We start from the raw sequence: 22,325 nt of genomic DNA, 5'->3' as shown, positions 1-22,325 counted from the left end.
TGCCTCAGAAGTACGCGTTGGCCGGAATCTCCGTGCCGTGCAACAGATTCTGGCCGATAACCCGCGCCTTGTACCCGACCGGGTTGTGCAGCGTGATGGTGCGGATGTTGCGCCAATGGCGATCGAGGTTGAGGGTGCGGCTGGCCGCGCTGGCTCCGCCCAGCTCCAGCAGTCGGCTCGCGGCCGTCGGTGCGATGTCGTCGAGGTGGACCTTGACCTTGGCAACTTTCAGCTGTGCCGCAGCGGCCAGCTCGGCATCGGGCACGCCGGCCCGCTGTGAGGCGTTGGCCGCCTCGATCGCGGCTGCCGCATCGAGCACTGCGGCGCGGGCGACATAGGCGACGCTGGCCAGCTCGCCGAGCTGGCGCTGCAGCAACGGATCGTCGGTCGGTCGTTCCGCGGCTGCGTGACTGAAATTGCGTTCCCGGGAACGCAATAGCGCGACGCCGTCGTCGACCACGGACTCCAGAATCCCGGCGACCACCGCGTGGATGAACAACTGCAGCGACGCGTACTGCACGGTGGGCACCGGATCAGCGTCGTAGGGGATGTCACTGAGCACCTCCTCGGACGTGACGACCACGTCGGTGAAGGTCGTCGTCCCGGTGCCGGTGCGGCGTTGTCCGAAGCCGTCCCAGTCGTCGATGATCCATACCCCGTCGCGATCCGCCGGAACGATGACGGTGGCGACCGAGTCGTGATCGGTGGTGGCCGTGACGGTCAGATAGTCCGAGAACAGCGTTCCGGTGCTGTAGAACTTCTCGCCGGTGAGCCGGTAGCCACCCCCCTCGGCGGGCAGCAACCGGGTGTTGAACACCAGGCTGCCGACGGCATGGGCACCTTTCTCGCTGAACGCGTTGCCGAACAGGCTGCCGCCTGCGACCTTGCTCAGCCATCCCCGCGACACCGGATCGTCGGCGGTGCGCAGCCGCTCCTCGACGAACCAGAAGTGGGTGCGGAAGATGTGCGCCACAATCGGATCGGCACGGGCGACGTCGATGATCGTGGCGAACAGCTGCCGGACCGACAATCCCGCTCCGCCCAGGTCCGCGGGCAGCCGCAGCGTGCCGAAGCCGGCTCGCTTGAGCGCGGCGACCTGCTCAAAAGGGTTCTCGTCGTTGAGGTCTCGGTCTCTTGCGCCGGCCTTGATCTGCGCCAGCAGGGCGGTGAAGGCCGCCGATCCGGGCAGCTCCGACGAAATGGTCTCGTGCACTGAGGTCATGAGCCGGTTCTACCGAGGCCTGCCATCGCAGCGCACCCGTTTCGCTCAGCACGAACCGAACCGCGAGGAGGCGCTCACCCTGACCCGGCACAATGGGACGTGATGACGATGACCGCGCGCCGCCGTCGGCTCCACCGCAGGCTTGCGGCGCTACCGGGGGTGCGTGCAGTGCGCCGCCCGGTGCGCGACGGCGGGGACGAGCACTTCGACGTCTACTACGTGCGGGTCGGAGGCCGGTCCGCGCACCCGTTGGTCGTCATCCCCGGAGGCCCCGGAGCGGCCTCGGTTGCGCTGTACCGGGCGTTTCGCCGGCGCGCCGCAGCGGCCGGTCTGGACGTGATCATGGTCGAGCATCGCGGCGTCGGACTGTCCCGGCACGACGACGCCGGGGCCGACCTTGTGCCGGAGGCGCTGACCGTCGACGCGGTGCTCGGTGACATCGCCGCGGTTCTCGATGACGCCGGGGTGGGCCGGGCCATCGTGTACGGGGCGTCCTACGGTTCCTACCTGGCCGCCGGCCTGGGTGTACGGCACCCGAACCGCATCCATGCGATGGTGCTCGACTCCCCGCTGCTGTGCGCCGGCGACATCGACGACGTGCGCGCCCAGATCCGGCGCGTGCTGTGGGACGGCGCCTCGCCGGGCACCGCCGAACTGGCGGCAACCATCCGCGCTCTGGTCGCCGACGCGAGGCTGGTGCCGCGCGACGTCGGACTGGTCACCGAACTGTTCGGTGCCGCCGGGCCCGACGTACTGCAGCGTCAACTGGACCTGCTCGCGGCCGGTCATCGTCGGCTGTGGTCCACCGTCGAGCGGGGCACCCGCCTGCTGCTGGAGCGCAAGACGCTCTATCACCATGAGCCCGATCTGGTCGAGCGCATCGCCTACCGTGAGCTCAACTACGGAGCCCAACCCGACGGCTTACCGCTCGATCCTGCGGTCGTCCTTCGCGAGACAGCCTCCGGTGACATCGAATTCGAAGCCGAACCGGTCGATCTGCGCGCCGCCATGCCGGCGTTCGGCTGGCCGACTGCGGTCCTGTCCGGCGGGCTCGACCTCACCACACCTCCGCAGGTGGCCCACCGCGTCGCCGGCCTGATCCCCGACTCGGTGCTCGTCGAGCTGCCCACCGCCGGGCACAGCATTCTCGACACGCGTGAGCCCGCCGCGCTGCAGGTCTGCCTGGCCGCTGCCGCGGACTCGCTGCACCAGTTGGCGGTTCGGGGCCACGAACTCGACGCGTTACCGGCCAATACCACCGTTCGGCTGCTGGTCGGCGCGGTCACCGTCGCGGTGCGGGTCGAGTCGATGCTGCCCTAGTTCATGAAGCCGATGGCGGTGTAGTTCAGGTCGCCGATGCCGGCGGGTCCGTAGTTGGCCAGCGTGCTGCGTACCGCAACGTTGCCCGGGGCCTGAAACAGCGGCAGGCTGTGTCCTTCTGCCCAGATCATCGTGTCGAGTTCGTTGGCCAGCGTCCGCGCGGTTTCTGGATCCAGCTCAGAGAGGGTCTGTTCGATTTTCGCGTCGATTTCCGGGCTGCCGATGTTGGCGTAGTTGCTCTCGCCGTTGGACGCATAGATCTGGGTCAGGCTCGACAACGGAAATGCATCTCCGCCCCAGGCGAATTGGGCGATGTCGAAGTTGCCGGGTAGGACGAAGTCGGTGAAGAGTTTGCCGCCGGCGGCCGGGACGAGTTCCAGGTTGACACCGATTTGTGCCAGGTTGCTCTGTGCGATCTGCGCGATGGCCCGGGTGCTGCGGGCGTCGTAGAAGACGTCGCGGATGGTCAGGGTTCGTCCGTCCTTCTCGCGGAACTGTCCGTTGAGCCGCCAGCCGAGCTCGTCGAGCTCCCGTTGGGCGGCCTCGGGGTCGAAGCTGATGCTGTTGTCCTGGTAGCCCTCCTGGCCGGCGACGTAGATGTGGTTGTTCAGCGGGACCGGGTTGTCGACCAGGCCGCGTTGCGACACCGTGGCGATGGCCTGGCGGTCGATGCCCTTGGTGATCGCGATGCGCAGGGCCCGGTCGGCCAGGATCGATCCCGGTGCCCCGTTGAATGTCAGGTGATACCAGTTGGGCGCCGGGGCCCGGCGCACCGAAACGCCTTCGGTGCGCCGGGCGATGGTCAGGTCGTCGAGGGTCTGCAGCGAGGCGGCGTCGATTGCGTTGTTCTGCAGTGCCGGCATCCGCGCCGCGTCGTCGAGCACGGAGTAGGTGATGGACTCCAGCACCGGAGGTGCACCCCACCATTGCGGATTGCGGGTCAACACGATTCGCTGGGCTCCACGGTCGATGGTGCTGATCATGAACGGCCCCGCCGACGGCGGTGCGGCGTTGAGGAAGCCCCGGTTGAACGTTTCGGGATCACCGGTGACCGACTTGGGCATCAGCATGGCGTTGCCGGCGAACATGCCTTTCCAGTCGGCGTAGTGGCGGTCGAAGGTCACCACGGCCTGCCGGTCGTCGATGCCTCTGGCCACCGACTGCACCCGGTCGCTGCCGTTGGGCGCGGCGAACAGGTATCGGTCGTCGTCGCCGCTGGTGGCGTTGATCTGCGCGGCGATGTCTTCCCAGGTGATGGGGTTGCCGTCGGACCAGACCGCCTTCGGGTTGATCGTGTACGTGACGATCTGGGGTTCGGTGCTGGTCATCTCGACGCTGGTGAAGAAGTCGGAGTTGACCGTCATCTCGCCGTCGGGCTTGATGAAGAACGCCCGCGGCAGCGTGGCGCGCAGCATCGCACCGAGTTCGCCGAGGTTGCCGTCGATGTGCAGATAGTTGAAGTTGGGCGGGAATCCGGTCCAGGCCAGCCGCAGGTTACCGCCCGGGCGCAGCGTGGCTGGGTCCTGCGGGTTGATGTCGGCGGTTGCGCCGATCTCGGCGTCACCACCCGCCGACGGGACGTCGCGCTCCCCGCTGGAGCAGCCTGCTGCCACCAGCACCGCCGCCAGTGCTATGCCGAGCAGACGCGCAAACCCCCTCCTGGGCCCCGAAGTGGGGGACTGAGTGTCTGCTCGCGTGCTCAGGGGGGTCATGCGGACCGACTCTAGCCATGTTCGGGCTGGGGGCGCGGGACTGCAGCCAGCAACCGGCGTGTGTACTCGTGCGCCGGATCGGCGAACACCTGTGCGTTGTCGCCCTGCTCGACGATGACGCCGCGGTGCATCACCGCCACCCGATGGGCCAGGTGTTTGACCACCGAGAGGTCGTGCGAGACGAACAGATAGGCCAGACCGAAGCGATCCTGCAGGTCGAGCAGCAGGTTGATGATGCCGGCCTGGATCGAGACGTCCAGTGCCGAGACCGGTTCGTCGAGGGCAAGGATTCGTGGTTGCAGCGCCAGCGCCCGGGCGATCCCGATGCGCTGCTTCTGGCCGCCGGAGAACTCGGCCGGGTAGCGTGTCGCGTCCTCGCGCCGCAAGCCCACCAGGGTGAGCAACTCGGCGATCCGAGCGCGTGTGTCCTCACCGCTGAAACCGTTGGCCTGCAGCGGTTCTGCCAGCACATCGAAGACCGGGAGCCGCGGGTCCACCGACGCGACCGGGTCCTGGAACACCACCTGCAGATCTTTGCGCAACCCTCTCCGGGCCCGACGGTCCAGGGTCGCGACATCGGTGCCCGACACCTCGATCGCACCGGCCTGCGGCGGCGTCAGCGCCAGAATCTGGTGCAGCGTGGTGGACTTGCCCGAACCGGATTCGCCGACGATGGCCAGGGTGCGGCCCTCGTGCAGGTCGAAGCTGACCCCGTCGACCGCGCGCACCTCGCCGATCCGCCGGCGCAACACCGCCCCTTTGGTCAGTGGGTAGGTCTTGACCAGGTCTCGGGCCCGCAGCACCACCGACGCCGACGAGGACACTGCTGCGGCCGGCGCGGGCTCGGTGGACAGGTGGTAGAGCTCGGCGGCGCTGCGGCCGCGCACCTGCTCGTGCCGGATGCACGCGACACGATGCTCGGGTGCGACGGGTTCCAACTCCGGTTCGGCGGCGCTGCACTCGTCGATGGCCAACGGGCAGCGCGGCATGAACGGGCATCCCGGCGGCAGCGCGGCCAGTGCCGGGGGAGCGCCGGGAATCGGCACCAGACGGGTCCCCTGCGGTGCGTCCAGGCGTGGAACCGAACCCAGCAGACCCACCGTGTAGGGCATTCGACGGTTGTCGTAGAGCTCGGCGACGCGTGCGGTCTCCACCGCACGCCCGGCGTACATCACCAGCGCCCGGTCGGCGAACTCGGCCACCACGCCCAGGTCGTGGGTGATGATCAGCACGCCCGCGCCGGTGACGTCGCGGGCGGTGCGCAGCACGTCGAGAATCTGGGCCTGCACCGTGACGTCCAGGGCGGTCGTCGGTTCGTCGCAGATCAGCAGGTCGGGGTCGTTGGCGATGGCGATGGCGATCACCACGCGCTGACGTTCCCCGCCGGAAAGCTCGTGCGGGAACGCCCGTGCGCGCTTGTCCGGTGCTGCGATGCCGACCAGTTCCAGCAGCTCGACAGCCCGGGTCCGTGCCGCACGCCGGCCGATGGCGCGGTGGTGTACCCGGATCGTCTCGGCGATCTGGTCGCCGACGGTGTACACCGGCGTCAGAGCCGACATCGGGTCCTGGAACACCGTGCCGATCGTGTTGCCCCGGATGCGTGACATCTGCCGGTCGGCCATGCCGAGCAGTTCCTCGCCGTGCAGCCGGACCGACCCCGAGACCTCGGCGTACTCGGGCAGCAGGCCGATCACCGCCATCGCGCCGGCGGACTTGCCGGCCCCGGATTCGCCGACCAGTGCGACCACCTCGCCGGCGGCGAGGTCATAGTCCAGACCGCGGACCGCGGCGACGCGTTCGGTGCCGGTGGCTGTGTCGACGGGGAAGGTGACGTTGAGCCCCCGGACCTCGAGCAGGCTCATCGGCGGCCCCGCCGCAGGATGCCTCGGCGAGGTCTGGCGTCAGGGTCCAGCGCATCGCGCAGGCCGTCGCCGATCAGGTTCGCACACAGCACGATCAGCACCAGCATCCCGGCCGGGAACAGGAACACCCAGGGGAACGTGGTGACCGATCGGGTGCCGTCGGCAATCAGCGTGCCCAGCGACACGTCGGGCGGCTGGACGCCGAAACCCAGGAAACTGAGGCCGGTTTCGGCCAGTACCGCCACGCCGACGTTCAGCGCGGTGTCGATGATCAGGATCGATGCCACGTTGGGCAAGATGTGGCGGGTGATGATGCGCCAGTTGCTGACCCCCATATAGCGTGCGGCGACGACGAACTCGCGGTCGCGCAGGCTCATCGTCAGCCCGCGCACGATGCGGGAGCTGATCATCCAGCTGAACGCGGCGAGCAGCAGGATCAGCCAGAACACAGTGTTGGACCTCTGGGTCAACGGGGTGACGATGGCGATGAGGATGAAGGCCGGCACCACCAGCAGCAGGTCGACCACCCACATCAGTGCGCGATCGCGCCACCCGCCGAAGTATCCCGCGACCGCGCCGACGGTGGCCGCCAGCAGCGTGGACAGAAACGCCACGAAGATGCCGATCAGCAGCGACTTCTGCATGCCGCGCAGTGTCTGGGCCAACAGGTCCTGGCCCAGGGCGTTGGTGCCGAACCAGTGCTCGGTGCTGGGGGGCTGCTGCAGGGCGTAATAGTCGAGGTCGGTGTAGGAGTAGGGAAGCAGCGGGGGCAGGGCGTAGCAGCCGATGAACAGCACGGCCAGCACGACCAGCGACACCACCGCGGGGGTGTTGCGCAGGAACCGGCGCCACACCAGCGTGCGCCGCGAAGCGAACCCGGTATCGGCGGTCATCGGGTACGCACCCGCGGGTCGAGGGCGGCGTAGATGAGGTCCGACAGCAGCCCCGCCAGCAGCACGGTCGCCCCGGAGAACACGGTGATCGCGGCGATGATGTTGGTGTCCTGAGCCGCGATTCCCTCCACCACCCATTGGCCCATACCGTGCCAGCCGAAGATCTTCTCGACGAACACCGCGCCGGTGACCAATGCGCTGACGCCGTAGGCGAACAGGGTTGCCATCGGAATCAATGCGGTCCGCAGGCCGTGTTTGAACAGCGCCTGCCGGCGCGTCAGGCCTTTGGCGCGCGCGGTGCGGATGAAATCCTGGCCGAGGACGTCGAGCATCGCGTTGCGCTGGTAGCGCGAAAAGCCGGCAATCGAGGCCAGCGCCAGTGTGAACGTCGGCAGCACCAGATGCTGCAAGCGGTTGACGAAGTGGTTCCACGCACCACCGGTGGCATCGGAGGAACTTTCGCCGGTGTACTCGAAGATCTGCATGCCCAAGACCGAGTTGACCTTGAGGGCACCGAGGATCAGCAGGTTGGCGATCACGAACGTGGGAGCGCTGATGATCAGCAGCGACAGCACTGTGATCACCCGGTCGGAGAGCCGATACTGGCGCACCGCGCTCCAGGCGCCGGCGACCACGCCGATGACGGTGCCCACCAGCGACCCGATGACCACCAGCCGCAGACTCACTCCGACGCGGCGCCACAGCTCCTCGCCGACGGGTTGGCCGGCCACCGTGGTGCCGAAGTCCCCGCGCACCGCCCCGGACACCCAGCTCAGGTACCGCAAGGGGATCGGCTTGTCCAGGTCCAGCTCGGCGGCCTTGGCGGCGATGACCGCATCCGGGGGCCGTGGGTTGCGTTCCAGCAGGCTCTCCAGCGGGTTGAACGCCAGCGAGGTAAGAGTGAACGTCAGGAACGACGCCAGCGCGAGCAGCAGCACGTAGTTCAGCAGGCGGCGCGCCAGGAAACGGGTCATCGGGCCATGGGTCCGCGCCGGCGCTGCATGGGCCCAGGTTAGGAGACGTCCGCCGTCCACGCGTCGCGGCGGGGCCGATGGGGCGCACAGCGCGCACACAGAAACACCACAGCGGCCGCTCATCGTGCCAGCGCATAATGGTGCGGTGGTCACCGCCACGTACGGCGCCGTCGAGGATGGCGGCGGCGACAGTGAGCCCGCTCGGGCGGTGATGCGTCGCGCCGATGGCAGCGCGGTGCGGGTGCTGGTCGTCGACGACGAGCCGGTGCTGGCCGAACTGGTGTCGATGGCGCTGCGCTACGAGGGCTGGGAGATCAGCACCGCTGGTGACGGGGCGAGTGCGCTGGCGATTGCCCAGCAGACGCCGCCGGACGTGGTGGTGCTCGACGTGATGCTGCCGGACATGAGTGGGCTCGATGTGCTGCGCGCGCTGCGGCAGCGCAACCCCGGCCTCCCACTGTTGCTGCTGACCGCCAAGGATTCGGTGGAGGACCGCATCGCCGGACTGACCGCCGGCGGCGACGATTACGTCACCAAACCGTTCAGTATCGAAGAGGTGGTGCTGCGGCTGCGCGCGCTGCTGCGGCGCACCGGGATCAGCACGGAGAACGGGGGTCGCAAACTGATCGTCGGCGACCTCGTGCTCGACGAGGACAGTCACGAGGTGAGCCGCGGCGGCGAGGTGATCGTGCTGACGGCCAAGGAGTTCGAGCTGCTGCGGTTCATGATGCGCAATGCCCGGCGGGTGCTGAGCAAGGCGCAGATCCTCGACCGGGTGTGGAACTACGACTTCGGTGGCCGCTCCAACATCGTCGAACTGTATGTGTCCTACCTGCGCAAGAAGATCGACAGCGGGCGCGAACCGATGATCCACACGCTGCGCGGAGCGGGGTATGTCCTCAAACCAGCCCGGTGATCGCCGCGGCCTGCGGTCACCGCGCTCGTGGTCGCTGCGCACCCGACTGCTGGTCACCCAGTTGTTGCTGCTGGCCGGGGCGTGCGCGGGCATCGGCGTCGCCACCGAGTTCGGTTTGCAGCGATTCTTGACTGGTCAGCTCGACGAGCAGGTCATCGAGGCAGGTCGGCGCTCGACGGTGATGTTCGATCACGGACCGCCTCCCGGAGGTCCGGTGATGATGCGGCCGCCGGGCATGCCCGGCGGTCCTGCTCCCGGTCCTCGGATCGGCATCCGGATGGGCATGCGCGAGGACGGCGGCCCGGGACCGGTGTTCCTCAACGCTCCGGGGCAGGCGATCGGTGCGGTAGGCGCAGTCGTGGCCGACGGCCGCACCGTGAGTGCGGGTGTGATCACCGAGAACGGGGCACGCGCGCAGGTTTCGGCCGTCGCGGCGACTCAGTTGACCGAGGTGGCCGTGGGTCGGGGACCCCGCACCGTGGATCTGGACGGGCTCGGCCGCTACCGTGTTGTGGCTTTTCCGAGCCTGGCCACGTCCCAGACGGTGGTGACCGGCTTGCCCACCGCCGACGTCGACGACACGATGCTGCAGGCGCTGGTGATCTTCGGTGCGGTCGCCGGTGTGGCACTGGCCGTCGTCGCCGGTCTGGGTGCGGTACTGGTGCGTCGCGAGATGGCGCCGCTGGCAAGGGTTTCCGAAGCGGCCCAGCAGGTGGCCGATCTCGAGCTCGACCGAGGCGAGGTGCGCCTGCCCAGTCCGATCGTCGACGTCGACCCGGTGGCCGCCGGCACCGAGGTCGGCAGGCTCGGTACCGCGCTGAACCGGATGCTCGACCGCATCGCCGACGCGTTGAAGGCCCGCCACGCCAGTGAAACCCGGGTCCGGCAGTTCGTCGCCGACGCCAGTCACGAGCTGCGTACCCCGCTGGCCGCCATCCGCGGCTACACCGAACTGGCGCAACGCAGACACGCCGACCTGCCCGAGGATGTGGCGCACGCGATGAGCCGGGTGGAATCGGAGACCGCACGGCTGACCCACCTGGTCGAGGACATGCTGTTGCTGGCCCGACTGGATTCCGGCCGACCGTTGCAGCGCCGGCCCGTCGACCTGTCCCGGCTGCTCGTCGACGCGGTCAGCGACGCCCAGGTCGCCGGTCCGGGCCACCGGTGGCTGCTCGACCTCCCCGAGGAGCCGGTCCACGTCGCCGGCGACGAGGCACGGTTGCATCAGGTGCTGGCCAATCTGCTGGCCAACGCGCGCACCCACACCCCAGACGGCACGTCGGTCACGACGTCGCTGTCCGAACGGGCCGACGGCACGGTGGTGCTCACGGTGGCCGATGACGGGCCGGGGGTGCCTGCCGAACTGCTGCCCGACGTGTTCGAGCGGTTCGCCCGCGGTGACTCGTCGCGCTCGCGTCGAGAGGGCAGCACCGGTCTGGGGCTGGCTATCGTCGAGGCGGTGGTGCGGGCCCACGGTGGCTCGATCGTCGTCGACAGTGCGCCCGGCGCAACACGATTCGTCGTCAGCCTGCCCGGCTGGTCTCCGGTGTCGGACAGCAGTGCCGAATCCGGCGATTCTGACCCGTGACTTTCTGCCACCACCGGGCTAGCTTCCCGTCATGACAGTCACCGACGAGTATCTGAAGAACAACGAGGAGTACGCCAAGACGTTCTCCGGTCCGCTGCCGTTGCCGCCCAGCAGGCACGTCGCCGTGGTCGCCTGCATGGACGCCCGGATGGACGTCTACCGGATCCTGGGTCTCAAAGACGGCGAGGCACACGTGATCCGCAACGCCGGCGGCGTGGTCACCGACGACGAGATCCGGTCGCTGGCGATCAGTCAGCGGTTGCTCGGCACCAGGGAGATCATCCTGATCCACCACACCGACTGCGGCATGCTGACCTTCACCGACGACGGCTTCAAGCAGCAGATCCAGGATGAGACCGGCATCAAGCCCGAGTGGGCCGCCGAGGCATTCATCGATGTCGAGGAGGATGTGCGGCAGTCACTGCGGCGCATCGAAGCCAGCCCGTTCGTCACCAGGCACGAGTCCTTGCGCGGTTTCGTGTTCGATGTCAGGACCGGCCGTCTCACCGAGGTCGGCGCGTAGCGGCAGCCTGATCACGCGGTCGGCCAGACGGCCCATAGCGGTGTCGTCGTGGCTGATGAAGAGCACGGCGACGCCCGTGGCGGCCAACTGGGCGAGCACCTGGAGAACTCCGTCGCGTGACTCGGGGTCCAGTGAGGAGGTCACCTCGTCGCACACCAGAATCTCTGGCCGGCTGGCGATCGCGCGGGCCAGCGCGACGCGCTGAGCCTGACCTCCGGACAGCTGGGGCGTTTTTCGTTGGAGTACCTCGGGGCCCAGGCCGACGAGCCGGAGCAGACCGGCAGCTTCGGCAGACGCCTCGGTAGCGGATCTGTCCGAGCCCAGGCGCAGCGGACGGCACAGCTCCTGTTCGACGGTGCACCGGGGGTTCAACGACCGGCGCGGATTCTGGAAGACCAGCTGTATCGCGCGGCGTTGCCCGGGGGTGCGCCGTCGTGCTGTGGAGGCCAGTTCGACGTCGCGCCAACGGATTCGCCCGCGGTGAGGTGGGTGCAGGCCGACCAGGCAGCGTGCCAGTGTGGTCTTGCCGCTGCCGGATCGGCCGACGAGCGCGACACATTCCCCCGATCCGAGGGTGAGATCCGGCAGTTCGAGTTCGGTGCCGTCGCGATACCGGGCGACGAGGTTCTCGACCCGCAGGACCGGTTCTGGTGGCCGCACCGCCGTCGCGGGCGCCACCCTGACGGCAGGCCGGTCGGGATGGTCGTCGACGATCGTGCCGTTGCGCAGCGTGATCACATCGTCGACGAGCTCATCGACCGTGTCGAGGTCGTGGGTGACGAGGACGAAGGTGGTGGCAGTCGTGGTGCGCAGCGTGCGCAGTGTCGCAACGAGAGTGGCGGCTGTCTCGGCGTCCAGGCCGGTGGTCGGTTCGTCGAGCACCACGACCTCGGGCCGGCTCAGCAGGGCAAGCGCAATGAGGACTCGCTGCTGTTGACCGCCGGAGAGCTGATGCGGGTATCTGCGCAGGAATTGCCGGTCGGTCGGCAACTCGACACTGCGCAGTGCATCCGCAACCTCGCCGGGGCCGCCGGTGCGGTGCGCTCGTTGAATCTCGCGGAAGTGGGTCTGCACGCGCAAGGCGGGATTCAGCCCGGTCGCCGGGTCCTGCGGGACGTAGCCCATCCTGAGAGCAGGGTCTTTGCCCGGCCACGGGTTTCCGCGGCGGGTCAGGCCGGCGGGCAGTGCGTCCAGCAGGGCCAGGGCGAGGGTGGTTTTGCCGGCCCCGGAGGGACCGACGAGGGCGATACTTCGACCTGCGGGCAGGGCCAGCTCTACCCCGTCGAGGATCGTGGTGCCGTCGGCGTCGGTCACCGTCAGGCCGGGTGCCCCGCCGCCGCGGTCATGCGACGGCCGCGGTGCGGCCATACGGTCGGGCCGCGGTGCGGCCATACGGTCGGGCCGCGGTGTGGTCAGGCGGTCGGCGACCAGGTTCAGGGACACCACCAGCGCGGTGATCAGACCGGCAGGTACCAGCACAGACAATGGGGCCGCACCGATACCCGCACGATTCTCGGTGACCATCAGGGCCCAGTCCGGTGCGGGCTGGTGGGTTCCGAGACCCAGGAAGCTACTCGCGGTGATGATGCCCACCGTTGCCGAGACGCGGATACCCGCGTCGGCGATCAGAACCGGTTGCAGGTTGGGCAGGATCTGCCGCAGCGCGATCTGCCGGTCGCTCTCGCCGCGGGCCCGGGCCGATTCGACGAAGCCGGTCGACAACAGCTCGATCGTGGTGGTCCTGACGATCCTGGCCACCCACGGAGCGATCACCAGGGCGGTGGCCAGCACGATTGCCGCAGGCCCCTTCCCGACGGCGGTGGCGATGACCGCGACGACCAGAAACCACGGCAGCACGATCATGGCGTCGACCGGCCGCATCAGCCAGCCATCGGCGCGCCGACGCATACCGGCGGCAAGGCCGACGGCAACTCCCAGTGCGTAGGACAGCACCAGGGCTATCGAGGTGAAAGCGACCAGCCGGTATCCGCCGTGCAGCACCCGCGCCAGGACATCGCGACCGACGAAATCGGTGCCGAGCAGATGGCCCAGCGACGGCGCCTGGAACGGGACGCCGTGCGCCTCGGTGGGGGAGTATGGGGCGACAAAAGGGCCCAAAGCGATCAGAACACCCAGCATGAGCAGGGCCGCAGTGGCCGGTGTTCTCCCGATCCACGTCGTGCGCGTCATCGGTCGAGCACATTTCGGCCGGCGGGAGTCAGTGTCATCGCCACCAGGTCAGCCGCCAGGTACGTCAGCAGGCCGAAGGCGGCCAGCAGCACCGAGGTCGACTGCACGAACGGGAGGTCCCGCGCCGAGATTGCGCGCAGGAGTTCATGCGCGAGTCCGGGATAGGCGAAAAGTGTTTCCACGATGGCAATTCCACCGAGAAGCCCGACCACCGCCCCGGCCAGCGGGTGCACTGCCGCCGATAGGGCGTTGGGTGCCGCATGCCGAAGAATGAGCCGACGCTGCGGGATCGCGTTGATCCGCGCTGTGCGGATGTAGTCGCTGTTCATCACCTCGGCCATCTGTGCCCGCGCCACCCGAATGGGATGTGGGGCCAGCCCGCACAGCAGACACAGCACCGGTAGAACCAGTATCTCGGGGCGCTCCAACGGGTTGGTGCCGGCCGGTACCAGCGATACCGCGGGCAGCCAGCCGAGACCCAGCGCAAGCCACGAGATCGACAGGACCCCGATGACGAACGGTGGAACCGATTCCGAGGCCAGCGCGACGGAGCTGATCCATCGGTCGAAGCGCGATCCCGGGTAGGCGCCCGCGGACAGACCGACCAAGACCGACAAGGGGATCAGTATCGCCACCGTGACCGCGGCCAGGACCAGGGAGTTGCCCAACCGAAACTGCATCACCTCCGCGACGGGACGCTGGGACAGCAGCGATGTTCCGAGATCGCCGCGGGTCAGTCCGACGATCCACTCCACGAAACGCTCGACAGCGGGGCGGTCCAGGCCGAGTTCGGATCGCAGCGCCGCCAGCTGCTGCGGGTCGGGCTGACCGGCTCCCTGGCGTGAGAGCAACACCGTCGCTGCGTCTCCGGGGAGAAGCTCGAACAACCAGAATGTCAGACCCGCGACCACGAAGAGGACGATCGCTGCGCCGGCCAGCCGCCTGGTGACGTAGCGCGTCACCTCATGGCTCGGGGCGCGGGCTCGGTCATCGGGCGATCCAGCTGGTCGAGAAGTTCGCCCAATCGCCGGTGCCCGGGACGCCGTCGCGGATTCCCTGCACGTGGGTGCGTACCGCAGTGGGTTGCAGAGCGAAGCTGTGCAGGATGTGACCGCCCTCGTTCCAGAGCTGCTCCTGCAGTTCGTCGTAAAGCGCCGCGCGGCGATCTGCATCCATCGTTGCGCGCGCTTCGTAGAATTTCCGGTCCCAGTCCGGCCTTCGCCAGCCGGTGCCGTTGTCGGGTGCGTCGGAGGTCAGGGCCTGGCCGTAGAAGTAGTCCAGACTGTAGTTCCACCAGCCTGACTGGGTCAGTGGCCGATTGCCGGAGATCTGTGAGAAGTAGATGTCGCCCGGCTCGGTCTGCAATTCGACGGTGATACCCGACTGCTTGGCCTGCTCGGCGAACAGGGTGGCCGACTCCAGTTGGCCCGGACTCACATCGGCGGTGTGCAGGGTGACGGTCAGATTCTGGTGGCCGGCTTCGCGCAGCAGCTCGCGAGCCCGCTGCGGATCACAGGAGCGTTGTGGCAACCCGGAATTGTAGAAGGGAGCGCCCTTGCCGTAGAGGTCGTTGCCTTGCTCGGCGAAACCGTAGAACACCGAGTCGACGATCGCTTGACGATCCACCGAGAGCCGCATCGCCTCGCGCACCCTCGGATCGTCGAACGGCGCCATGTCCACTCTCATCTGGAAGGCGGACATCACACCCGACGGCGGGGTGACCAGATAGACATCGGGCTGTTCGCGCAGGGCGTTGCTCTGCGCGGGCGCCAGCTCGTAGACGACGTCGGCTTCCCGCGACAGGAAGGTGTTGAGTCGGGGCTCGGTCGCTGCGATCTGTAGGATCTCGACGGCGTCAAGGTATCCTGGTCCGTCCCAATAGGTCTCGTTGCGGACCAACCGCGTCCGGTCACCCGGCGACCACGATTCGAGCACGAACGGGCCGGTGCCGACGGGCAGCGTCGTCGAGTCGAAATCGGTGCTGCCGTCCTTGACCACGTAGACGTACCAGCCGGCCAGCACGGAGCCGAAGTCGGCCAGCGGCTCTTTCATCGTGACGACCACCGCGTGCTCACCGTCAACCTTGGTGGCCGCGAGGTCGATCATGGACAGGTCGCCCGACGACGGCTTGTCGGCATCGAGCATCCGCTCCAGACTCCACATGACGTCGGCCGCAGTCAACGGGCTGCCATCGCTGAACCGCACTCCCCGGCGCACGTTGAGCCGCCATTGGGTGCCGTCGGCGTTGGGTTGGAGCGACTCGGCCAGCCGATAACGCAGCGTGAGGTCGTTGTTGTATTCGACGAGCCGTTCCCAGACGTTCTTGGACACCGCGCCGCCGGCCGAGTGCGGCACCACGTGAGGGTCGAGCACGTCGGCGCTGGCCGAGGTGCCCGCGAAGACGGTGCGCAGTGTGCCGCCGCGGATCGGCTCGCCCGAGCCCGGTTCGCCGGTCGGTCCGCCAGTGCTGCATCCGGTCAGTACCAGGGGAGCGCCCAGGGTCAGCAGGCCGGCGCCTCCCGCGCCGACGAGGAACCGTCGACGGCCGAAGGTACGACGAATCGCGTCGTCGGCAATATTCATCTGTTGTCGTCCATCCTCGTGGTGTCGAACGTCGCGCAGGCGATCTGGCTCCCCGTCGCGGTCCGCGATCGGGTCACAGTTGCGGGACAGCCCCGGATTCACACCGGCGTTCCCCTGCGTCGAACGAGGGCAATGTAACACCGAAATGTTGACAGTTCAGAAGTTCATCGGGCACCATTTCTGACTATGGCTGTAAATATGGTCAGTTCTACCAACTTTATGAGGAAATGATGACCGCCACTGACGAGCTGACCCGAAACGCCGGGCGCTACGAACTCAGCCACCTGCGCGCGCTGGAGGCCGAGGCGATCCACATCATCCGCGAGGTCGCCGCCGAGTTCGAACGGCCGGTGCTGCTGTTCTCCGGCGGCAAGGACTCGATCGTGATGCTGCATCTGGCGCTCAAGGCCTTCCGGCCCGGACGTCTGCCGTTCCCGGTCATGCATGTCGACACCGGCCACAACTTCGACGAGGTGCTGGCGGCGCGCGATGAGCTCGTGGCCGAGTCGGGTGTGCGCCTGGTCGTGGCCAAGGTGCAGGACGACATCGACGCCGGCCGGGTGGTCGAGACCATCCCCTCGCGCAATCCGATGCAGACCTTCACGCTGCTGCGCGCGATTCGGGAGAACAAGTTCGACGCCGCATTCGGCGGGGCGCGTCGCGACGAGGAGAAGGCGCGCGCCAAGGAGCGGGTGTTCAGCTTCCGTGACGAGTTCGGGCAGTGGGATCCGAAGAGTCAGCGTCCGGAATTGTGGAACCTGTACAACGGCCGGCATCGCAAAGGCGAGCACATCCGGGCCTTCCCGTTGTCGAACTGGACTGAATTCGACATCTGGTCCTACATCGGTGCCGAGAAGATCGCGCTGCCATCGATCTACTACGCGCATCGGCGTCCGGTGTTCGAGCGCGACGGCATGTTGCTGGCGGTGCACAAGTTCATGCAGCCCCGTAAGGACGAGCCGATCGTCGAGAAGACCGTCCGGTTCCGCACCGTCGGCGACGTCACCTGCACCGGCTGCGTGGAGTCCACCGCCGCCACCGTCTCCGAGGTGATCGCCGAGACCGCGGTGTCGCGGCTGACCGAACGCGGCGCCACCCGCGCCGATGACCGGATCTCCGAAGCAGGAATGGAAGACCGCAAACGTGAAGGGTATTTCTGACATGGCCGTGCGCAGCGACGGGAGGAATTGAGATGGCGACGTTGCTACGCATCGCGACCGCAGGTTCGGTCGACGACGGCAAATCGACGTTGATCGGGCGGCTGCTGTTCGACTCCAAGGCCGTGATGGAGGATCAGCTCGCTGCGGTGGAGCGCACCTCCAAGGAACGCGGACACGACTACACCGATCTGGCGCTGGTGACCGACGGTCTGCGGGCCGAACGCGAGCAGGGCATCACCATCGATGTGGCTTACCGTTACTTCGCGACCGCAAAGCGCAAGTTCATCATCGCCGACACCCCGGGCCACATCCAGTACACCCGCAACATGGTCACCGGGACCTCGACGGCGCAGCTGGCCATTGTGCTCGTCGATGCCCGCCACGGACTGCTGGAGCAGTCTCGCAGGCACGCATTCCTGGCATCGCTGTTGGGTATTCGCCACATCGTGCTGGCCGTCAACAAGATGGACCTGATCGGCTGGGACCGGGATCAGTTCGAGAAGATCCGGGACGACTTCCACGATTTCGCCGCCCGGCTGGACATCCACGATGTCACCGCGATTCCGCTGTCGGCACTCAACGGCGACAACGTGGTCACCAAGTCCGACGTGACTCCCTGGTACGAGGGCCCGGCACTGCTGAGTCATCTCGAGGAGGTCTACATCGCCGGCGACCGCAATCTGGTCGACGTGCGGTTCCCGGTGCAGTACGTGATCCGTCCGCAGACCCGTGAGCACCACGATCACCGCAGTTACGCCGGAACTGTGGCCAGTGGCGTGATGCGCGTCGGCGACGACGTGGTGGTGCTGCCCACCGGCAAGACCAGCCGGATCGCGAAGATCGAGGGCCCGGGCGGGCCGGTCGACGAGGCGTTTCCACCGATGGCGGTCTCGGTCAGCCTGACCGACGACCTCGACGTGTCCCGCGGCGACATGCTGGCCCGGCCGAACAATCAGCCGCGCGTCACCCAGGAGTTCGACGCCACGGTGTGCTGGATGGCCGATGGCGACTCGCTCGAACCGGGCCGCGATTACCTGATCAAGCAGACCACTCGCACGACCCGGGTCCGGGTGGCCGGGCTGGACTACCGGCTCGATGTCAACACCCTGCATCGGGACAAGTCGGCAACCGCGCTCAAACTCAATGAGCTGGGCCGTATCTCGCTGCGGTCGCAGGTCCCGCTGCTACTCGACGAATACTCCCGCAATCCGGCGACGGGTTCGTTCATCCTGATCGACCCCAACACCAACGGCACTGTCGCCGCGGGCATGATCCTGCCGCAGGTCTCGGCCCGCACCGCAAGCCCCAATGCGGTGCGCCACCAGTCGCTGTGCACCGCCGAGGACCGGCTGACCAAGGGTCGCACCGTGTGGTTCACCGGACTGTCCGGTTCGGGCAAGTCCTCGGTGGCGATGCTCGTCGAACAGAAGCTGCTCGAAAAAGGGATTCCCGCTTACGTGCTGGACGGAGACAACCTGCGCCACGGACTCAACGGCGACCTGGGATTCTCCATGGCCGACCGGTCGGAAAACCTGCGCCGGCTGGCCCACGTCGCGGCGATCCTGGCCGACGCGGGACAGGTCGTGCTGGTACCGGCGATCAGCCCGTTGGCTGAGCACCGCGAGCTGGCTCGAAAGGTCACCAGTGAAGCCGGGCTCGATTTCTTCGAGGTGTTCTGCGACACGCCGTTGGAAGATTGTGAGCGCCGGGATCCCAAGGGGCTCTACGCCAAAGCTCGCGCTGGGGAGATCACTCATTTCACCGGTATCGACAGCCCTTATCAGCGGCCCAAGAATCCAGACCTGCGACTGACTCCCGAGCAGAGCCCGGATGCCCATGCCGAGGCGGTTATCGCGTTGTTGGAGGGCGAGGCGAGCGACGCGTGAGCGATCACGAGTTGGCGGCACGGCTGGCCACCCAGGCCGGCGACGTGCTGCTCGCTGTGCGCGGAGAACTTGCACAAGCCAGTGCTCAGCAGCGAAAAGACGAGGGCGACAGACGTTCTCACGAGTTCCTGATGACAGCTCTGTCGGAGCACCGGCCTCACGACGCGGTGCTGTCCGAGGAGGGAGTGGACAACCCGGTCCGGCTGGGCGCGCAGCGGGTCTGGATCGTCGACCCCCTCGACGGCACGCGCGAGTTCTCCGAGCTCGGCCGCACCGACTGGGCGGTCCATGTGGCGTTGTGGCAGGCCGGTGAATTGGTTGCCGGTGCGGTGGCGCTGCCCGCTCAGGGCGTCACACTGGCCACCCCGACGGTCCCCGCACCACCCGTCGCCCCCGAGTCGCCACGGGTGGTGGTTTCGCGGACCCGGCCCCCCGCGGTCGCGCTGCAGGTGCGCGACGCGCTGGGCGGCACCCTTGTCGAAATGGGTTCGGCAGGAGCCAAAGTCGCGTCTGTGGTGCAGGGCGTTTCCGATGTCTACGTGCATGCCGGCGGGCAGTACGAATGGGACTCCGCGGCACCGGTCGCGGTCGCTCGCGCTGCCGGGCTGTACACGTCTCGCATCGATGGTTCCCCGCTGGTGTACAACCAGCGCGACTCCAAACTCCCGGACCTGATCGTGTGCCGGCCAGAGCTCGCTGAGGCGGTGCTGGCCGTGACGGCCCCCTGACACGTTGCCGTCGACGGTGGTTGGCCGTCAGTGCCGAGGTGCTCCACTCTCGGCGAATTCTCGGACGAACGCGCAGTGCAGATCGCAAGCAAGGCGCAGGGCGGCCTCGTCGATCTCGAAGCGCGGCGAGTGATGTGATTCGGTGAGCCCTCGGGCAGCGTTCTGGCTTCCGACGAGAGCGAAACAACCAGGCACTTCTGCGAGTATCTCACCGAAGTCCTCACCGGCCATGGTGCGGTAGTCGGCGAGAACGTGCTCGAATCCGCGCATGCGCGTGGTGGCGGCGATCGCCGCGAGGTCGGCCATCACGCCATCGTTGACGGTCGGTCGCGGCGTCACGCGCCAGTCGATCTCGATCTGGGTGCCCGTTGCCGCCGCGATTCCGGCCGAGATGGTTCTGACCTGGTGCTCGGTGTCTTCGATGACCTGGGTGGAGAAGCCGCGGCACGTGCCACGCATCTCGACCACACCAGGAATGACGTTGAAGGCGTCGCCGCCGTGGATGCTTCCGATAGTGACCACGACCGGGTCGACCGGCGCGGTGGCACGGCTTGCGATGGTCTGTAGCGCGGTGATCAGGTGTGCCGCCGCGACCACGGGATCGGTGGTGCGATGCGGCATGGCGCCGTGGCCCCCATGACCGATGACGCGGATTCCGAGCTCGACGACTCCGGCCATGATGCCGCCGGGGGTGAGCGCCACCGTGCCCAGCGGCAGCTCGTTCCAGACGTGAATCCCGAACGCGGCGTCGACACCGTCCAGTGCGCCGTCGTCGATGCACGCTTGCGCACCGTCGCCGCCCTCTTCTGCCGGCTGGAACAGCAACCGCACCCGCACGTCCTCCGGGGGTGTCTCGGCCAGCAAGCGACCGGCGACCGCGAGCGAGGCCATGTGCGCATCGTGTCCGCAGGCGTGCATGTGCCCGCCGTTCGTCGACGCGTAGGGCAGGCCGGTGTCTTCGTGGATCGGCAGCGCGTCCATGTCAGCCCGCAAGAGCACTGTCCTGGACGCGGTCGGTGGTCCGATGTCGGCGATGAAGCCGGTCTTGGCGATCGTTTGACATGTCGCATAGCGACCCACGTAGTCAGCGACGGTTTTGCGTGTCTGGTGTTCTTGATAGCCCAACTCTGGAATGCGGTGCAGTGTGCGGCGCAGCGGGACCAGGTCGGTGGTGGGATCGCTCATGGCGACGTCACCTTGCCCAGACGTCGGCCGGAGTTGGGCCGAGAATTCGCACACCCTTCATGACTCCCGAGCATAGGCGCGGCAACGGCGTTCACACGGTAGGACCACCACCCTAATGGGAACGATTTTCATCAAGCCGCATTTCGGGTACCGTGAATCGCAACCGCTGATACTGCTCTACCAGGACAGGAGGTCTTTCATGCAACCCGTCGCCGGTTACACATCCCGGCATACGCCCCCCGTGCGATCAGCGCGACGGGGCGACAATCGGACCTCCTGCACGGCGCAGCACACGTCGCGGCGCGAGATCGACATGGCCATCGGCGCATACATGGCGCTTCGGCGATGCTCGGAAGATCAGGCACGGGCCGCGCTGATCTGCGCGACTCAGAGCGCGCGACTCGGCCTGGGCGCGGCCTCCCAAGCGTTGCTGGCTTGGGTGAACGACACCGATCTGGATGCGGAAGCCGATCGTGGGTTGACATACTGGAGAACGCACTTCGCCTCGCCGCGTTCGCCCGCTTCCGGTTCGTGAGGGGCTTGGCGCAGCAGATGGGTCAGCGCGGCGCATGCAGGGCCGGTGTGATGATCTCCTCGATGGATCCCGACAGGTACCGGGCGTACTCCTCGGTGAGGTGGTACCTGCCCGAATACACGAGTTGATCGGCAATGACGGCTGGGCAGACCTCGGTGCAGAACCACGGGTCGACGTCGACAAAGGTCTGCCCCGTGACTTCGGCGGCACCCGACCAGCCCGCCTGTTCGGGCAACGCGTCGGCTGCCGGCGTCGCACACCGAGTGAGATCGGTGGGATTGTTCGCCGCACACTCAGAGGGGTTCTGCGACGGACGCGCAATGTTGCCCAGCAACACGGCCTTCGATCCTTCGGGTAGTGCTCTGATGGTCTCGACCAAGGCGTCGCGCCAGATCTGCGGGGTCGTTTCACGGCCGGGTCCCTGGTTGCCGCCGTCGTACCATCCGGCCATGACGACAATCTCGGCCTTCTCCTGGCCGATGATCTCCATCCGCCAGTCCTGCCAGTCATCGCACTCGGTGTAGGCGCGCTCCAGTTGCCACTGGTAGTAGGTCAGCGACGCTGGACCGCAGTTGCTCTTGGTCAACGCAATCACCCGCCAGTTGTTGCGCTTGCCGATCAGATCGAGAGCTCCGTGCCACATCGATGCGGCGGAGTCGCCGATCAGCACCATGGTTCGCTCGCTGGTGCTGTCACCGAATGTGCACGGGCCGATGTCGGCGAGCCGAGTCTCGGCCAGTGACGGTTCGCACCCTTCGATCGACCACTGGTCAGAGTAGTCGCCGCTGGCGGCCAGTAGCTCGGCATTGGTGATGTTGGCCGGAAGCTCACGCAATTCGGCCGCGGCCTGCACCGCCTGCAAAACCTCGGTGTGGGGCACCGGTGCCGGCGCGGACGCGACGCCCGAGTCCGAGGCCGGGGTGGTGGTCGGGCCCGGCTCGCCGCCCACCGCCTGGCATCCGGACGACACCAGCGCGGCGCACATCGCGGCGCCCGCAACGGTCTTGGCGGTGTAACGCATCGTCATTCAATAATCCTTTCGCAG

Annotated in this window: 18 protein-coding genes and 1 riboswitch; of the genes, 8 read left to right on the top strand and 10 right to left on the bottom strand. The window is 67.5% G+C overall.

Annotation, left to right across the window (positions count from 1 at the left end):
- Positions 1-4 precede the first annotated feature (4 nt).
- Entirely contained in the window at positions 5-1,222 is a 1,218-nt protein-coding gene (locus KXD98_RS18725; protein ID WP_260759836.1) for an acyl-CoA dehydrogenase family protein, read from the bottom strand.
- Between the two features lie 102 nt (positions 1,223-1,324).
- Between KXD98_RS18725 and KXD98_RS18720 the strand changes: the two genes are divergently transcribed.
- Positions 1,325-2,542 (top strand): alpha/beta hydrolase, encoded by a 1,218-nt coding sequence (locus tag KXD98_RS18720; protein WP_260759835.1) that lies wholly within the window; start codon positions 1,325-1,327, stop codon positions 2,540-2,542.
- On the opposite strand, the gene KXD98_RS18715 is transcribed toward KXD98_RS18720, so the two are convergent.
- The 4 genes from KXD98_RS18715 to KXD98_RS18700 are packed head-to-tail and all read right to left on the bottom strand — an operon-like array spanning position 2,539 to position 7,983.
- Entirely contained in the window at positions 2,539-4,254 is a 1,716-nt protein-coding gene (locus KXD98_RS18715; RefSeq protein WP_260759834.1) for an ABC transporter family substrate-binding protein, read from the bottom strand. The two genes, KXD98_RS18720 and KXD98_RS18715, sit on opposite strands and share 4 nt — an antisense overlap.
- 11 nt (positions 4,255-4,265) lie before the next feature.
- Complete coding sequence (locus KXD98_RS18710; protein ID WP_260759833.1) at positions 4,266-6,116, bottom strand: ABC transporter ATP-binding protein; 1,851 nt, start codon at positions 6,114-6,116, stop codon at positions 4,266-4,268.
- A complete protein-coding gene (locus tag KXD98_RS18705) occupies positions 6,113-7,009 on the bottom strand; it encodes an ABC transporter permease (protein ID WP_260759832.1) in 897 nt (298 codons plus the stop codon). The genes KXD98_RS18710 and KXD98_RS18705 overlap by 4 nt, the downstream gene beginning before the upstream one ends.
- The gene (locus tag KXD98_RS18700; protein WP_260759831.1) at positions 7,006-7,983 is read right to left on the bottom strand and encodes an ABC transporter permease; all 978 of its coding nucleotides are present in this window, start codon (positions 7,981-7,983) and stop codon (positions 7,006-7,008) included. Before KXD98_RS18700 ends, KXD98_RS18705 begins: the two co-directional genes overlap by 4 nt.
- Before the next feature lie 211 nt (positions 7,984-8,194).
- On the opposite strand from KXD98_RS18700, the gene KXD98_RS18695 reads away from it, so the two are divergent.
- Genes KXD98_RS18695 through KXD98_RS18685 form a run of 3 tightly spaced genes read left to right on the top strand, consistent with a single transcriptional unit; the run spans position 8,195 to position 11,013 of the window.
- Entirely contained in the window at positions 8,195-8,899 is a 705-nt protein-coding gene (locus KXD98_RS18695) for a response regulator transcription factor (RefSeq protein WP_260765296.1), read from the top strand.
- Positions 8,877-10,490, top strand: a complete 1,614-nt coding sequence (locus KXD98_RS18690; RefSeq protein ID WP_260759830.1) for a cell wall metabolism sensor histidine kinase WalK — start codon at positions 8,877-8,879, stop codon at positions 10,488-10,490. Before KXD98_RS18695 ends, KXD98_RS18690 begins: the two co-directional genes overlap by 23 nt.
- Positions 10,491-10,521: 31 nt before the next feature.
- Complete coding sequence (locus KXD98_RS18685; RefSeq protein ID WP_260759829.1) at positions 10,522-11,013, top strand: carbonic anhydrase; 492 nt, start codon at positions 10,522-10,524, stop codon at positions 11,011-11,013.
- On the opposite strand, the gene KXD98_RS18680 is transcribed toward KXD98_RS18685, so the two are convergent.
- Genes KXD98_RS18680 through KXD98_RS18670 form a run of 3 tightly spaced genes read right to left on the bottom strand, consistent with a single transcriptional unit; the run spans position 10,909 to position 15,786 of the window.
- Positions 10,909-13,203: an ATP-binding cassette domain-containing protein gene (locus KXD98_RS18680; RefSeq protein ID WP_260759828.1), complete on the bottom strand. Its 2,295-nt coding sequence runs from the start codon at positions 13,201-13,203 to the stop codon at positions 10,909-10,911. The two genes, KXD98_RS18685 and KXD98_RS18680, sit on opposite strands and share 105 nt — an antisense overlap.
- Positions 13,200-14,165 (bottom strand): ABC transporter permease, encoded by a 966-nt coding sequence (locus KXD98_RS18675; protein ID WP_260759827.1) that lies wholly within the window; start codon positions 14,163-14,165, stop codon positions 13,200-13,202. Before KXD98_RS18675 ends, KXD98_RS18680 begins: the two co-directional genes overlap by 4 nt.
- A gap of 25 nt (positions 14,166-14,190) precedes the next feature.
- The gene (locus KXD98_RS18670; protein ID WP_260759826.1) at positions 14,191-15,786 is read right to left on the bottom strand and encodes an ABC transporter substrate-binding protein; all 1,596 of its coding nucleotides are present in this window, start codon (positions 15,784-15,786) and stop codon (positions 14,191-14,193) included.
- Between the two features lie 16 nt (positions 15,787-15,802).
- A riboswitch (cobalamin riboswitch) is annotated at positions 15,803-15,939 on the bottom strand.
- A 77-nt stretch (positions 15,940-16,016) separates the two neighbouring features.
- Between KXD98_RS18670 and cysD the strand changes: the two genes are divergently transcribed.
- The 3 genes from cysD to KXD98_RS18655 are packed head-to-tail and all read left to right on the top strand — an operon-like array spanning position 16,017 to position 19,560.
- Positions 16,017-16,946, top strand: a complete 930-nt coding sequence (gene cysD / locus KXD98_RS18665) for a sulfate adenylyltransferase subunit CysD (protein ID WP_260759825.1) — start codon at positions 16,017-16,019, stop codon at positions 16,944-16,946.
- A gap of 32 nt (positions 16,947-16,978) precedes the next feature.
- Positions 16,979-18,832 (top strand): adenylyl-sulfate kinase, encoded by a 1,854-nt coding sequence (gene cysC, locus KXD98_RS18660; RefSeq protein WP_260759824.1) that lies wholly within the window; start codon positions 16,979-16,981, stop codon positions 18,830-18,832.
- Complete coding sequence (locus tag KXD98_RS18655) at positions 18,829-19,560, top strand: 3'(2'),5'-bisphosphate nucleotidase CysQ (protein ID WP_260759823.1); 732 nt, start codon at positions 18,829-18,831, stop codon at positions 19,558-19,560. The genes cysC and KXD98_RS18655 overlap by 4 nt, the downstream gene beginning before the upstream one ends.
- 27 nt (positions 19,561-19,587) lie before the next feature.
- On the opposite strand, the gene KXD98_RS18650 is transcribed toward KXD98_RS18655, so the two are convergent.
- Entirely contained in the window at positions 19,588-20,745 is a 1,158-nt protein-coding gene (locus tag KXD98_RS18650) for a M20 family metallopeptidase (protein WP_260759822.1), read from the bottom strand.
- Positions 20,746-20,860: 115 nt separating this feature from the next.
- Here KXD98_RS18650 and KXD98_RS18645 point away from each other — a divergent pair, with 115 nt between their 5' ends.
- Positions 20,861-21,280, top strand: coding sequence for an ANTAR domain-containing protein (locus KXD98_RS18645; RefSeq protein WP_260759821.1), 420 nt, complete (start codon positions 20,861-20,863; stop codon positions 21,278-21,280).
- 22 nt (positions 21,281-21,302) lie between these two features.
- On the opposite strand, the gene KXD98_RS18640 is transcribed toward KXD98_RS18645, so the two are convergent.
- On the bottom strand, positions 21,303-22,307 hold the full coding sequence (locus KXD98_RS18640; protein ID WP_260759820.1) for an SGNH hydrolase domain-containing protein: 1,005 nt from the start codon (positions 22,305-22,307) through the stop codon (positions 21,303-21,305).
- Positions 22,308-22,325 lie beyond the last annotated feature (18 nt).

This window comes from Mycobacterium sp. SMC-4, assembly GCF_025263265.1.
Classification (GTDB): Bacteria; Actinomycetota; Actinomycetes; order Mycobacteriales; family Mycobacteriaceae; genus Mycobacterium.
This window is presented reverse-complemented; position numbering and strand designations above follow the sequence as displayed.

Coding starts and splice junctions, on each gene's coding strand:
- cysC (WP_260759824.1), top strand. CDS start 16,979: ATGGCGACGTTGCTACGCATCGCGACCGCAGGTTCGGTCGACGACGGC.
- KXD98_RS18720 (WP_260759835.1), top strand. CDS start 1,325: ATGACGATGACCGCGCGCCGCCGTCGGCTCCACCGCAGGCTTGCGGCG.
- KXD98_RS18680 (WP_260759828.1), bottom strand. CDS start 13,203: ATGACGCGCACGACGTGGATCGGGAGAACACCGGCCACTGCGGCCCTG.
- KXD98_RS18645 (WP_260759821.1), top strand. CDS start 20,861: ATGGGAACGATTTTCATCAAGCCGCATTTCGGGTACCGTGAATCGCAA.
- KXD98_RS18695 (WP_260765296.1), top strand. CDS start 8,195: ATGCGTCGCGCCGATGGCAGCGCGGTGCGGGTGCTGGTCGTCGACGAC.
- KXD98_RS18710 (WP_260759833.1), bottom strand. CDS start 6,116: ATGAGCCTGCTCGAGGTCCGGGGGCTCAACGTCACCTTCCCCGTCGAC.
- KXD98_RS18650 (WP_260759822.1), bottom strand. CDS start 20,745: ATGAGCGATCCCACCACCGACCTGGTCCCGCTGCGCCGCACACTGCAC.
- KXD98_RS18685 (WP_260759829.1), top strand. CDS start 10,522: ATGACAGTCACCGACGAGTATCTGAAGAACAACGAGGAGTACGCCAAG.
- cysD (WP_260759825.1), top strand. CDS start 16,017: ATGACCGCCACTGACGAGCTGACCCGAAACGCCGGGCGCTACGAACTC.
- KXD98_RS18725 (WP_260759836.1), bottom strand. CDS start 1,222: ATGACCTCAGTGCACGAGACCATTTCGTCGGAGCTGCCCGGATCGGCG.
- KXD98_RS18700 (WP_260759831.1), bottom strand. CDS start 7,983: ATGACCCGTTTCCTGGCGCGCCGCCTGCTGAACTACGTGCTGCTGCTC.
- KXD98_RS18640 (WP_260759820.1), bottom strand. CDS start 22,307: ATGACGATGCGTTACACCGCCAAGACCGTTGCGGGCGCCGCGATGTGC.
- KXD98_RS18690 (WP_260759830.1), top strand. CDS start 8,877: ATGTCCTCAAACCAGCCCGGTGATCGCCGCGGCCTGCGGTCACCGCGC.
- KXD98_RS18715 (WP_260759834.1), bottom strand. CDS start 4,254: ATGACCCCCCTGAGCACGCGAGCAGACACTCAGTCCCCCACTTCGGGG.
- KXD98_RS18670 (WP_260759826.1), bottom strand. CDS start 15,786: ATGAATATTGCCGACGACGCGATTCGTCGTACCTTCGGCCGTCGACGG.
- KXD98_RS18705 (WP_260759832.1), bottom strand. CDS start 7,009: ATGACCGCCGATACCGGGTTCGCTTCGCGGCGCACGCTGGTGTGGCGC.